Source organism: Pseudoflavonifractor phocaeensis, from assembly GCF_021531815.1.
Taxonomy (GTDB): Bacteria; Bacillota; Clostridia; order Oscillospirales; family Oscillospiraceae; genus Lawsonibacter; species Lawsonibacter phocaeensis_A.
Genome location: NZ_JADYUM010000028.1, coordinates 1 through 13,185, shown reverse-complemented (window position 1 = coordinate 13,185; position 13,185 = coordinate 1). Strand labels below are relative to the sequence as shown.

Below are 13,185 nucleotides of genomic sequence, written 5' to 3'. Positions count from 1 at the left end.
CCCCCCGGCTCATGTCCCGCCCCACTCCCTTGCTGGAGGAGGGCCGAAAACAGCTGCTGGAGTACCTGTCCGGGACCCGGCGGGAATTTGACCTGCCCCTTTTCCTCCACGGCACCCCGTTTCAGCAAAAGGTGTGGTCCGCCCTCCAAGACATCCCCTATGGCCAGACCCGCTCTTACCGGGATATCGCCCTGGCGGTGGACTGCCCCCGGGGCTTCCGGGCGGTGGGGATGGCCAACCACAACAATCCCATTCCTATCTTCATCCCCTGCCACCGGGTGGTGGGGGCAAACGGTTCCCTCACCGGCTACGCCGGCGGACTGGAGCTGAAAAGGGCCCTGCTGGCTCTGGAGGGTATCCCTCCCCGGTGATCACACTGTTTTGCGGGGATTTAACTTGTTCATAATCTGGAAATTTACCGGGAGGCTTGCAAAGTTCTTCCAAAACAGAGTATAATAATGTCTGCTGAACAGGCCGCACGCTCTGCCGCGCGGCTGTCTCGGCGCATATACTGGTCAAGAAAGGAAGTGGGATCCAGCGTGGACGGTCGAAGTCGTCACCGGGACACAGAAATCTGCTGCCACAGACGGTGGGCAGCAGGTCCGGACCGGCCCCCTGCCGGATCTCCCGCCTGCTGCCGGAATTGACAGGCCCCCAGGCGCCTGTATGCCTTTTCCTCTTGTCTCCGTTTGTGCGCGGCCATGGGATTACAGGAAGTATTTTAAATCCGGTAAATTACAGTAGGTTTTTGCCGGATCTAAAATGCCTCTTTTCCTGTGGCCTTTTGTGTCCCACTTTCCAGTCAAAACAAGACAGAAAGGGGAAATGTCACAATGCACGAGAATTATGATCTGGACCAGCTGATGGAGCTGGTCGCAAAAAAGCAGTTTCGCCGGCTGAAGGACCTGCTGTCCGACATGAACGAGGTCGATGTGGCCGAGTTCCTGGACGAATTGGAAGCGGACCAACAGGCCGTGGTCTTCCGCCTGCTGCCCAAAGACATGGCGGCGGAGGTCTTTACCTACCTGGAGGACAGCGAGGACCAGGAGAAGCTGATCGGTGCCCTCAGCGACAAGGAGCTGCGTGAGGTGCTGGACGAGCTGTACCTGGACGACACGGTGGACATCATCGAGGACATGCCCGCCAACGTGGTATCCCGTATCCTGCGCAACACCGACGCCTCCACCCGCAGCCAGATCAACCAGCTGCTCAACTACCCTAAGGACTCCGCCGGCTCCCTGATGACCACCGAGTTTGTCTACCTTCACCCCGACTCCACGGTGGAGGAGTCCTTCGCCCGCATCCGGCAGGTTGGTCTGGACAAGGAGACGGTGTACACCTGTTACGTCACCAAAAACCGGGTGCTGATGGGGGTGGTCACCGTCAAGACCCTGCTGCTGTCCTCCTACGAGACTCATATCCGGGACATCATGGAGACCAACCTGCTGTCCGTCAAGACCCACGAGGACAAGGAGGAGGTCGCCCAGCTGTTTTCCAAGTACGACCTGTCCGCCGTTCCCGTGGTGGACAACGACGACCGTCTGGTGGGCATCATCACCTTCGACGACGTCATGGACGTTATCGAGGAGGAGGCCACCGAGGATATCGAAAAGATGGCCGCCATTCTGCCCACCGACAAGCCCTATTTCCAGACCGGCGTGGTGGAGACCTGGAAGCACCGGGTCCCCTGGCTGCTGCTGCTGATGATCTCCGCCACTTTCACCGGCACTATCCTGGGCTTCTTCGAGGAGGCCCTGGCGGCCAACGCCGCCCTCACTCTGTTCATCCCCATGCTTATGGACACCGGCGGAAATTCCGGCGGCCAGGCTTCGGTCACCATCATCCGCGCCATGTCCCTGGGGGATGTAGAGTTCTCCGACTGCTTCCGGGTGGTCTGGAAGGAGGTCCGGGTGGCCCTCCTATGTGCTGCTACTTTGGGCGTGGTAGTCTTCCTCAAAGTGATTATCCTGGACCGGAAAAGCGCCACCGTGGCTTTGGTGGTGGCGCTGACCGTCATGGTCACCATCGTAGTCGCCAAGCTGGTGGGCTGCACCCTCCCCATGCTGGCCAAGCGTCTTGGGTTCGACCCCGCCGTCATGGCCTCCCCCTTCATTACCACCGTGGTGGACGCCCTGTCCCTGCTCATCTACTTCGCCATTGCCACCCATATTCTGGGACTCTGATCCTAACCAAACGCAAAAAAGGACGCCGAAAGGCGTCCTTTTTTCCGCTCAGTTGTTTTTGGTGGGCAGCACCGCAGCGATTGCCTGGGCAAAGGCGCCGATGGGCATGGTCTGGAGGACGATACGGCCCGGGCCGGTGACCACGGTGTGAAACAGCCCCTCGCCGCCGAAAAATACGTTCTTGACCCCCTTCACCGACTGGATGTCGATGGAGCAGGTGGCGTCCATCACGGCCAGGTTGCCCGTATCCACGATCATTTGCTGGCCGGGGGCCAGGTCGTACTCCACTCCATAGCCGTCGATCTCCAAAAACGCCGTACCCCGGCCGGACAGCTTCTGCATGATGAAGCCCTCGCCGCCGAAAAAGCCCGCCCCCACCTTCTTCTGGAAGAAGACGGACAGCTCTACCCCCTGCTCCGCAGCCAGGAAGGCGGACTTCTGGACCACGACGGGCCTGTCTGGGGTGATCTCCACCGCCCGGATGGCCCCGGGGAAGCTGGAGGCAAAGGCGATCATTCCCGGCCCGCCTTTGGCCGTGTAGATATTCTGAAAAATGGATTCTCCGGAGAACATCCGCCCGAAGGCCTTGCCCAGGCCCCCCGCCGAGGTCTGCATCTCCATATTGGGGCTCATCCACACCATGGAGCCTTTCTCTGTGATCATGGACTCCCCCGCAGCCACCTCGCAGATGACCACCGGAGTGGGTTCCCCTTTGATCTGATACTTCATCACGTTCCCGCCTTTCCTCTTTGATCTGGGTCTGGTACCAGTATATCAGAGAGATATGTCCGGCACAACCGGCATTTTAAAAAAGCGCCCCGCCGTGCAATACGGCGGGGCGCTTTTGGTATGTTTCGTTACTTGGTGGCCCAGTTGCCCGTGGCCTCACAGGTCAGATAGGCGTTGATAAAGCCGTCCAGGTCGCCGTCCATGACGGCGTTGATGTTGCTGGTCTCGAAGGCAGTGCGGTTATCTTTTACCATTTGGTAGGGCATGAAGACATAGGAACGGATCTGGCTGCCCCACTCGATCTTCAGCTGGACGCCCTTCAGGTCGGAGATCTTCTCCGCCTTCTCCTGCATCTGCAGCTCCACCAGCTTGGCCCGCAGCATCTTCATACAGTTGTCCTTGTTCTGGAACTGGGACCGCTCCTGCTGGCTGGCCACCACCACGCCGGTTGGCTTGTGGATCAGACGGACGGCAGAGGAGGTCTTGTTGACGTGCTGGCCGCCGGCGCCGCTGGCGCGGTAGACCTGCATCTCGATGTCCTCGGGACGGATCTCGATCTCCACATCCTCCGGCAGGTCGGGCATGACCTCCACGGAAGCGAAGGAGGTCTGCCGCCGGGCGTTAGCGTCAAAGGGAGAGACGCGGACCAGACGGTGGACGCCGTGCTCCCCCCGCAGGTAGCCGTAGGCGTTCTCGCCCTCGATCATAATGGTGGCCGACTTGATGCCCGCCTCGTCCCCCTCCTGGTAGTCCATGATCTGGTAGGTGAAGCCATGGCGCTCCGTCCACCGGGTATACATCCGGTAGAGCATCTGGGCCCAGTCCTGGGCCTCGGTGCCGCCGGCGCCGGGATGGATCGTCAAGATCACGTTGGAAGCATCATACTCCCCTGTAAGCAGGGTCTGGAGCCGCGCGGTCTCCATGTCAGTCTCCAGTTTGGCGTAGCCCTCCTCCAGTTCAGGGATCAGGGATTCGTCCTCAAATTCATTGCCCATCTCACAAAGGGCCATCAGGTCCTCCCACTGGGCCTTCCGCTTATTTTGGCTGTCCACCTTGTCCTGAAGGTTCTTGATGCGCTGCTGCACCTTCTGGGCCTTGGCCAGGTTATCCCAGAACCCGTCGGCGGCGGACTCCGCCTGGAGCATATCCAGCTCCCGCTCCGCGCCCTCCAGGTCCAGCGCCTGGGCCAACTCCTCCAGGGTGGGGGCCAGATTGTTCAGTTTGACTTTATACTCGTCGAATTGGAGCATTGGGGCCTCACTCTTTCCTCTATACTCCCGGAAGCACCGGGGTGTCTTGTCTTTTCAGCCCAATTATTATATATGACCCGACAGTAAAAGTAAAGAAAAACCTGGCCTATCCCCAAAAAGGGGACAAAAATACCGCCTCCCGGACAGGAGACGGCGCTCAGCGGTCACTGGCCAGCCAGCCCTCATCCCGGAAAATCAAGTCATCCACGTCTCCACGGGGGTCCGTCTGACGCGGCAGGTTCAAAATAATGGTATTCTGTTCATCCATGGTGGGTTCCTCCTGTAAAAATTGGGTTTGACCGGCAAAACCGATTTACATATCAATATACGCCGGACAGGCCAAAATATGTGCCGTATTTTGTACACCCAAAAGAAAAAAAGATTTGAGGAAAATAGACGGTTTTTTCTCTTGACACAGCGTGCGATTTATGATAACCTATTCTAGCCTTCAAAAATAAGACCGGAAGCCACCCATGCCGGAGTGGCGGAATTGGCAGACGCCCGGGACTTAAAATCCCGTGGGAGTAATCCCGTGCCGGTTCGACCCCGGTCTCCGGCACCATATCGCGGGGTAGAGCAGTTGGTAGCTCGTCGGGCTCATAACCCGGAGGTCGCAGGTTCAAATCCTGTCCCCGCAACCAGAAAACCGCCTGGAATCAAAAGATTCCGGGCGGTTTTGTTTTCTCCTCCGCCCGCCAGACTCTGGAGAACATTCTTCCCCCAGCCCCCATAAAGCCCGAAAAAATTTTATCCACAAACAACAATTTTACCGCCGAAGGGCACGATTGTTTCTGTTTGACAACTGCACGGCACTGTGCTATATTTTGCCCGTTAACACGCCGCCGGGCGGTTTTAGGCGGTCTTCCGCCCCCTGCCCGCTTATTTTCACACTGTTTTGCTTCGTTGCAGGTGTTCAAGAAGGACTGAGTCACCCCATGCAATCAAAAATATCCATTGATTTTTCCAACCGGGATCTGAAGGCGCTGATCCTGCCGCTGGTGGTGGAGCAGCTGCTGGCCATCACCGTGGGCCTGGCGGACTCCATGATGGTGGCCCGCGTGGGCGAGGCGGCCGTTTCCGCCGTGTCCCTGGTGGATTCCATCAACGTCCTCCTGGTCAACGCCTTTGCCGCCCTGGCCACCGGAGGCGCTGTGGTGGCGGGGCAATATCTGGGGCTGCGGGAGACGGAAAAAGCCAACCGTTCCGCCCAGCAGCTGCTGCTGTTCATGGGAGAGATCTCGCTGGTCACCACGGTGCTCCTGTATCTGATGAAGGGCTTCATCCTTCATGTGGTCTTCGGCGCCGTCGCCCCGGACGTGGCCGCCTACGCGGACGCCTATTTCAACATCGTGGAGGCCTCCACCTTCTTTTTGGCCATCTATAACGCCGGCGCGGCGCTGTTCCGGGTCATGGGCAATTCCGGCATCTCCATGCGGGTCTCCCTCATTATGAACCTCATCAACGTCACCGGAAACGCCATCCTCATCTTCGGCTTTCGCATGGGGGTGGTGGGCGCCGCCATTCCCACTCTGGTGTCCAAGATCGTGGCCGCTGTACTCATGGTGGTCCTGCTTTTCCGGCAGGACCTGACGCTGCACCTGTCCCGGCCCTTTTCCTTCCGCCACGAGCGGAATATCATCCGGCACATCCTGCTTTTCGGCGTTCCCAACGGCATTGAAGGCAGCATGTTTCAACTGGGCAAGATCCTGCTGCTGTCGGTGGTCACCGCGTTCGGCACCGCCTCGGTGGCCGCCAACGCCATCTCCAACACCGTGTGCACCTTCCAGTGCCTCGCGCCCCAGTCCATCGGCCTGGGGATGGTTACCGTCGTGTCCCGCTGCATCGGCGCGGGCCAGACGGACAAGGCACGTTTTTACACCCGCAAGCTGATGAAGTGGGGCTACGCCGCCATGCTCGCCACCAATCTTCTGATCTTCGCGCTGATGCCCCTGATTCTCCTGATCTATGGGCTGTCGGAGGAGGCCAGCTATTATGCCCGCATCATCATGCTCTCCCACGGCGGCGTGGGGATCGTGCTCTGGCCCATCGCTTTCCAGCTGCCCCAGTCCCTCCGGGCCGCGGGAGACACCCGCTTCACCATGACCGTCTCCTCCCTGTCCATGTGGATCTTCCGGGTGATCTTCGGCGTGCTGTTCGCGCGGGCCCTGGGTCTGGGTGTTCTGGGCATCTGGTTTTCCATGTACATCGACTGGTTCGTCCGGGCCGTTTTCTTTGTCACGCGCTACCGCGGCGACCGCTGGGAACAAAAGGGTATCCAGGAGTAACCGATTCCGCTCCCCTGCCGGGCGGATTCCCGCTTGACTTTTCCCCCCTGTGCCGATACCATGGTTACATTGGATCTATCATGCGCGGAGACGTCACCTCCATCATGTGGGAAAGGATGAAGAAGCATGGTCGTCTTCCTGGTCTTTCTGGTCTGTTTCGCGGACTCCGTGGTGGGCTCCATCTGCGGGATCGGCGGCGGCGTCATCATCAAGCCCGTTCTGGACGCCTTTGGCATCATGGACGTGTCCACCCTCAGCTTTCTCTCCGGGTGCACCGTGCTGTCCATGACCACCTACTCGGGTCCGGCCATTCATTTTCTCATCCACGCCAAACAGCAGGGACCGGGTAACGCCCGGTCCCTGCTGTTTTTGCGCGTCTGGACCCATTCTGCCCCTGTCACGCTTCCTAATCCGGCCTGCGGCGGGCTGTTTTGGAAAATTCCCCAAAAATATAATCGGCTTTTTATGCAACATTTTCAAAATCCCTGAACGTAAAGTTCTGATTTGTAACCGGTTTTGTGACCGACCGATGCTATAATACAGACAAGTTCAGAAAGACCATAATGGTGAAAGACGGGTACCCGTCTTTCACCCCGTATATACGGGGTGATTTTTTGTGCGTGTTTCCCTTCGCGTCAGGCGGCGGGAAAGTCGAGTTGCGGGAGGAGAAGGGCATGGACAGCAGAGGGGCTCCCACTGCCGGGCGAACCGGACCGTCCAACACAAAAGAGCTGCTGCTCCAAACGGCATCGGCGCTGACAGACAGCTGCGTTTTTTGGTACCGGCCCGGGGAGGACCTGCCCGCGGAGCTGCCGGAACAGCTGGCCCCGCAGGAGGGTGAGGCGCACACGCTCTGGGACGCCCGGGCCATGGAGGCCCTGCAAGCTCTTCTGAACGGGCTCCCCCCGCCGCCCTCCCAGGGCCGTAGGCTCCTTCAGTTCCGGCACGGACAGACCTCCGGCGCCTGGGCGGAAGTCCGGTACGTCACGCTGGAAGACGGCATCCTGGCGGCGGTCAAGGGGCTCACCCAGGAGCAGGAACAGGACCTTCTCCGCCAGTCCCAACTGGACCATGTGACGGGGCTGTACCACCGGGAGGCCTTTATCCAGCTGCTGGCCCAGCGGACCGCCGAGCCGGAGGGAAACGGCGCCCTGGTCCTGGCCCGCATCAACCATCTGGACCAGGTCAATGACCAACTGGGCAGCCGGCAGGGTGACCTGGTTCTCCGCGGCCTGACCCGGACCCTGCAGGCTCTGCTGCACAGCCGGGAGCTGGCCGGCCGCTGCGGGGCGGAGTTTTTCCTCTACCTGAATCCCGTCCCCACCCGGGAGCTGCTGGAGGAACGGCTGCGCATCCTCTGCGCCGCCCTGCACCGGAAGCTGGACGAGGGGATCACCATCACCGCCAATCTGGGCGTGTTGGACGGTTTGGAACAGGGCTTCCGTTATGACGAGCTGTATGAGAAGGTCCGTCTGGCCCTGCGCAGCAGCGCCCAGAGGGGAGAGGGCACCTTCGAGATCTACCGCCCGGAGCTCCAGCCTCCTCCCGAGCCGGTCCGCACCCCCCTCCCGGAGGGGCCCTCGGCCAGGGACAGCCGGATCTTCGTCCGGACCTTCGGCTATTTTGACGTATTCGTGGACGGAAATCCTATCCATTTCCAGGGCGGCCAGGCCAAGGAGCTCATGGCCCTGCTGGTGGACCGGCGGGGTGGCTTTCTCAACTCCTCGGAGGCGATCGCCTGCCTGTGGGAAAACGAGCCCGCCAACAAGACCACCTTCGCCCGGTTCCGCAAGGTCGCCATGCGGCTGAAGCGCTCCCTGGAGGAGGCCGGGGCGGCGGACATCCTGGAGTCCCGCGGCGGGGAGCGGCGGGTGATCCCGGAAAAGTTCCGCTGCGACTACTACGAATACCTGGACGGCGGCCGTGGAGAGAGAGCGGCCCCCACCGCCTACATGACCAACTACAGCTGGGCGGAATCTACGCTGGCCGACCTGATCGGGGCCGAATGATCCCCGGATCCCCCGGGATTCTTCCCCCGAAAACCCGTAATTGGAACGCTTTTGTCACGCCAGCACCACAGAAGCGGAACGCCGACCCGATATAATAAAATGTACTGGTAGAAGTTTGCCCATTTGCCAAAAAACACATGAGACAGGGAGGAACACATATGCCCGGACAGGCCGTTACGGAGCGCCGAATCCGTCAAATCGATCCGAACGCCTTCCCAGATCCCAATATGATGTTCCTCTGCTTTGACGGCTGGGACGGAGAGATCCCTCTGGGGCGGGTGCTGAGCGCCTATCCCCCTTACGAGCTCCCCTTTGCCGGACTGGGGGACCTGCTGCTGACGGTGGACCGGCTGTGCGACCGGCTCCACATCTCCCAGAGCTTTATGGAACTGCGCCGGCCGGAGGCCTCCAAGGGGTACCGGCGGCCTGAAAACGGCGAGTGGAACCAACATGACGCCGCCGTGCCCATGAGCTACGACCAGCTCTGGCACCGGTTCGGTGAGGCCCGGGTGTTCACCCTGCATATCCAGTTCCGGCGCAACGCCACCTGGCAGGGACACATCCTGATGGGGACCCGGTCCCGGCGTCCCACCCCCTTCCGGAGCGCCCTTGAGCTGCTGAACCTGCTCAACAGCGCCCTCAAGGGCGACACAGCAGAGAAAGATCTGGAGGAAAAGGTATGGTAAAAGCGATCAAGACCGTTTGGAACGTCCTGAGCACGCTGATTCTGCTGGTCATCGTGGTCCTAGCGGTCCTGTTGGCCGGCGTCCGGCTGGTGGGACTGCGGCCCTTTGTGGTGCTGTCCGGCAGCATGGAGCCCACTTACCACGTGGGGTCCATGATCTACGTCAAATCGGTGGACCCCGGCTCCATTCAGGTGGGCGACCCCATCACCTTTGTCCTCAATGAGGACCTGGACGTGGCCACCCACCGGGTCATCGACATCGACCGGGAGAACCAGCACTTCTACACCAAGGGCGACGCCAACGACGCCGCTGACGGCTCCCCCGTCCACTTCAACAATCTGGTGGGCAAGCCTATTTTCACCATCCCCTGCCTGGGCTACTTCGCCGACTGGCTCTCCAACCCGCCGGGCATCTATCTGGCCGGGACCGGAATGGTCATCTTCGCGATCCTGCTGTTCCTCCCCGACCTGCTGGCCAAGGCCGACGAGTCCGACCGGAAGGCCGCCGCCAAAAAAGCGGAGAAGGAGAAAACAGACGCCCCCGTCCCCTGAGGGGCCCCGTACTTGTGTATCTTAATCCCGGCGAGACCGGGTGAGATAGAATGAAAATGTATTTTAATTGTGAAAGGAGAACCCAGTATGAAAAACATGAAGAAGATCCTGACAGTGGCCTGCGCCATGGTCCTGTCCGCCGCCATCGCCGTGGGCGGCACCCTGGCCTACCTGACCTCCCAGGACCAGGTGGTCAACACCTTTACCGTCGGTCAGGTGGCCATCAAGCTGGACGAGGCCAAGGCAAATCCCGACGGCACCCTCGTTGCCGGTGCTGACCGTGTCAAGGCCAACAGCTACAAGCTGCTGCCCGGCCACACCTACGCCAAGGACCCCATGGTCACTGTCCTGAAGGGCAGCGAAAGCTCCTACATCAAGATGACTGTCACCTTTAACAAGGCTGCTGAACTGGACGCCATCTTCGCTCCCACAGGCGCCGACATGACCAGCATTTTCAACGGCTACGATAGCAGAACCTGGATTTACAAGGGCAACACCAAAGATGATGCCAACAACCGTACTTACGAGTTCTGGTACAAGGAAACCGTTGCCGCTCCTGACGGCGATGTCGCGCTGGACGCCCTGTTTGACAACATCATCGTTCCCGGCTTCATCACCAACGACCAGCTGGATACCATTGAGGGTATGACCATCACCGTCAACGCCTATGCCATCCAGGCCGACGGCTTCGCCAGCGCTGAGGCCGCTTGGGCTGCTTGGGCTTAAATCCGGCCATCCGTTTCAGCATCTTATAGCAAGGAGGATACTCCATGAAGAAAAAGATTCTGGCCGCTGTCCTGGCCTGCGCCCTGTGCGTGGGGATCGGCGTGGGCGGCACCCTGGCTTGGCTGACCGCCACGACCCCTGCGGTCACAAACACCTTTACCGTGGGCGACATCGATATCAGTTTGACGGAGACCACTGGCACTAGTTACAAGTTTGTTCCGGGCGACACCATCGCCAAGGACCCCACTGTCACGGTCGAGGCGGACAGCGAGGCTTGCTATCTGTTCATCCATGTGACTGATGCCAACAACACCATTACCGATACCGCCAATCACAACAAGATCATTGATTGGGCCGTCGCAAGCGGCTGGACTGCTGTGACCGGTCATGACGGATATTGGTATCGGATGGTTTCTGCCAGTACCAGCGATCAGAGTTTCGCGGTACTGACCGACGGTATCTCTACCGATGATAAAGTTGGCAGCGTCAAAGTCAGCACCGAAGTGACAAAGGAGATGGTCGATACGATCAACACTGCGGCGACGCAGCCCACCATTACCGTCACCGCCGCCGCCATCCAGCAGGATAATGTCACCGATCTGGCGGACGCCTGGAGCAAGCTGTCCGAGACCTTCACCGGCGTGACCTCCGGCACCTGAATCCCCCTTATCTCTGTAGCAAAACCCTTCACATAACAAAACTGTAAAGGAGAACACACCATGAAAAAGAAGTCTATTGTCCTGGCGGCCACCGCCCTGATGATGGCTGCCGCCCTGGTTGTCGGCGGCACCCTGGCCTACTTCACCGACCAGACCGAAGCCAAGGTCAACGAATTCACCGTCGGCAACGTCAACATCGACCTGAGCGAGCCCGAGTGGGTGGTGGAAGACGGCCACACTCTGATGCCCGGCATTTCCTTCGCCAAAGACCCCACCATTACCCTCCAGGCTGAGGACAAGGAGAACAAGATCCCTGCCAGCGAGGACGCCTATGTGTTCCTGAAGATCGACATGAACAAGTACGTCAGCCTGGTCAACCTGATGGGCGTGGACGCTTACCTGAACAATGTCGGCGACCTCCAGGGCACCTACCCCGGCTTCATCAAATTCGTCGAGAAGCTGGCCAGCGACAACGATCTCCGCGCCGCCGTGCTCGACCGCTGGTTCACCGGCATCGATCACTCCGACTGGAAGGTCATGAACATTGACGACCTTCTGGGCTGGGTCACCGGCGCCGCCGACAAGACCAACCCCACCAAGCTGGAAGTGATCCTGGGCTACATCGGCTCTGACGACGACACCCTGTCCGCCGGCGAGAGCGTCACCTTCATGACCGCCTTCGGCATGCCCGCCACGATCACCCAGTCCATGATGGACGGCGAGGACGCCTACTATATTGACGGTGCCTCCAAGTCCAACTTCAACACCGACGCCTCCACCTTCAAGATGACCTTCACCGCTTACGCCATCCAGGCCGCGGGGATCGAGAACATCGATGCCGCCTATGCGGCTTTGTTCGCCTAAGCTATCCAAAATCCCCCGGGGAGGGTCCGCCCTCCCCGGGGCACCCCAAAGCCTGAACCTTCCGCGATCTTCCGCGCACCTATATCCCGGCACATAACTTTGAAAATTCCTGTTCCATCAGTTTGTACATACATAAACGTGTTGTAAATAGAAACGAAGACAGAAGGGTGGTTACATTATGAGGAAAAAGCTATTGGGCGGAAGCCTGCTGGTGCTCCTCGCGGCGCTGTTCGCCTATGGGACCTGGGCGTACTTCACGGCCGAGGCCCGGACGACCAACGTCATCACCACCGGCACCATCCACATCTCCCTCAAGGAGACCCAGGGTGTGGACGCCGACGGCAACGAGATTCTCTTCCCCGAGGAGGGCATCTCCGGCGTCATGCCCGGCGTATCGGTGGATAAGCTGGTCACGGTGAAAAACGAGGGCACCAGCGACGCATGGGTCCGCATCGTCGTGAGCAGCGAGATCATCGCCGCGGACGGCACGACCAAGCTGCCTTTGGCCCTGGGCAACGGAGAAGACGTGCTCTCCTTCGACATCCAGAACAAGTGGATCCGGGGCGAGGACGGGTACTACTACTACACCGAGGCCCTGAAGCCCGCCCAGAACGGCCAGCCCGGTGAAACGACCCAGGCCCTGTTCACCAAGGTGACCTTCAATCCCGCCATGGGCAACGAGTATCAGGGCTGCACCGCCTATGTGAAGGTGGCCGCCCACGCCGTCCAGGTGAAGAACAACCCCATCCCCGCCGGCGGCGACGTGACCGATGTGGCCGGCTGGCCCGCCGTGGCGGTCGAAGAACCCGAGGCCCCTCTGGAACCCGACAGCTCCGCTGAGTCTGAACTTTGAGAAAGGAGGACTGAACAATGAAAAAACGTGTATTGGCCCTCCTGCTGTGCGGCTGCATGCTGCTGGGCATGGTCCCCGCCCTGGCCGTTGAGAGCACCGGAGACGTGTCCGGGGACTCTTCCGTCTCCATCACCGCGGATGAGGAGGACTCTGTGGACTCCACTGATCCCGTAGATTCCACCGATCCTGAGAATCCCGCCGATCCTGTGGATCCGGCCGATCCTATGGACCCCGCTGATCCTGTGGACCCCGCTGATCCTGTGGACCCCGCTGATCCCGCGGCCCCCGCTGATCCTGTGGACCCCGCTGATCCTGTGGACCCCGCTGATCCTGAGAATCCCGCCGATCCTGAGAATCCCGCCGATCCTGAGAATCCCGCTGATTCTGAGG

At 60.0% G+C, this 13,185-nt stretch carries 14 protein-coding genes and 2 tRNA genes; 14 read left to right on the top strand and 2 right to left on the bottom strand.

Annotated elements, in window-relative coordinates:
* Both I6E42_RS12220 and mgtE read left to right on the top strand, forming a co-directional pair.
* On the top strand, positions 1-371 hold a 371-nt coding region (locus I6E42_RS12220), incomplete at its 5' end, for a methylated-DNA--[protein]-cysteine S-methyltransferase (protein WP_235372290.1).
* A gap of 462 nt (positions 372-833) precedes the next feature.
* Entirely contained in the window at positions 834-2,183 is a 1,350-nt protein-coding gene (gene mgtE / locus I6E42_RS12215) for a magnesium transporter (RefSeq protein ID WP_235372289.1), read from the top strand.
* A 48-nt stretch (positions 2,184-2,231) separates the two neighbouring features.
* Here mgtE and I6E42_RS12210 read toward each other — a convergent pair whose 3' ends face one another.
* Positions 2,232-2,912, bottom strand: coding sequence for a TIGR00266 family protein (locus I6E42_RS12210; protein ID WP_235372288.1), 681 nt, complete (start codon positions 2,910-2,912; stop codon positions 2,232-2,234).
* A 128-nt stretch (positions 2,913-3,040) separates the two neighbouring features.
* Entirely contained in the window at positions 3,041-4,162 is a 1,122-nt protein-coding gene (prfB, locus tag I6E42_RS12205) for a peptide chain release factor 2 (RefSeq protein ID WP_235372287.1), read from the bottom strand.
* 475 nt (positions 4,163-4,637) lie between these two features.
* Here prfB and I6E42_RS12200 point away from each other — a divergent pair.
* From I6E42_RS12200 to I6E42_RS12145, 12 genes are all read left to right on the top strand, one after another.
* Positions 4,638-4,724: transfer RNA gene (locus tag I6E42_RS12200), tRNA-Leu, on the top strand.
* Between the two features lie 3 nt (positions 4,725-4,727).
* Positions 4,728-4,803: transfer RNA gene (locus I6E42_RS12195), tRNA-Met, on the top strand.
* A gap of 294 nt (positions 4,804-5,097) precedes the next feature.
* On the top strand, positions 5,098-6,447 hold the full coding sequence (locus tag I6E42_RS12190) for an MATE family efflux transporter (protein WP_235372286.1): 1,350 nt from the start codon (positions 5,098-5,100) through the stop codon (positions 6,445-6,447).
* Positions 6,448-6,573: 126 nt separating this feature from the next.
* A complete protein-coding gene (locus tag I6E42_RS12945; protein ID WP_412761310.1) occupies positions 6,574-6,936 on the top strand; it encodes a hypothetical protein in 363 nt (120 codons plus the stop codon).
* Positions 6,937-7,121: 185 nt separating this feature from the next.
* Positions 7,122-8,456: a diguanylate cyclase domain-containing protein gene (locus I6E42_RS12180; protein ID WP_235372285.1), complete on the top strand. Its 1,335-nt coding sequence runs from the start codon at positions 7,122-7,124 to the stop codon at positions 8,454-8,456.
* A gap of 158 nt (positions 8,457-8,614) precedes the next feature.
* A complete protein-coding gene (locus I6E42_RS12175; RefSeq protein ID WP_235372284.1) occupies positions 8,615-9,142 on the top strand; it encodes a hypothetical protein in 528 nt (175 codons plus the stop codon).
* A complete protein-coding gene (locus tag I6E42_RS12170; RefSeq protein ID WP_235372283.1) occupies positions 9,136-9,693 on the top strand; it encodes a signal peptidase I in 558 nt (185 codons plus the stop codon). The genes I6E42_RS12175 and I6E42_RS12170 overlap by 7 nt, the downstream gene beginning before the upstream one ends.
* Positions 9,694-9,780: 87 nt before the next feature.
* A complete protein-coding gene (locus I6E42_RS12165) occupies positions 9,781-10,419 on the top strand; it encodes a SipW-dependent-type signal peptide-containing protein (RefSeq protein ID WP_235372282.1) in 639 nt (212 codons plus the stop codon).
* A 44-nt stretch (positions 10,420-10,463) separates the two neighbouring features.
* Complete coding sequence (locus I6E42_RS12160; RefSeq protein WP_235372281.1) at positions 10,464-11,078, top strand: CalY family protein; 615 nt, start codon at positions 10,464-10,466, stop codon at positions 11,076-11,078.
* Between the two features lie 60 nt (positions 11,079-11,138).
* Positions 11,139-11,942, top strand: coding sequence for a TasA family protein (locus I6E42_RS12155; protein ID WP_235372280.1), 804 nt, complete (start codon positions 11,139-11,141; stop codon positions 11,940-11,942).
* A 178-nt stretch (positions 11,943-12,120) separates the two neighbouring features.
* Positions 12,121-12,795 carry a SipW-dependent-type signal peptide-containing protein gene (locus tag I6E42_RS12150; protein ID WP_235372279.1) on the top strand — a complete coding sequence of 225 codons (675 nt, stop codon included), beginning with the start codon at positions 12,121-12,123 and terminating at the stop codon, positions 12,793-12,795.
* Positions 12,796-12,812: 17 nt separating this feature from the next.
* Positions 12,813-13,185: hypothetical protein (locus I6E42_RS12145; RefSeq protein ID WP_235372278.1), on the top strand; the 373-nt coding region annotated here is incomplete at its 3' end.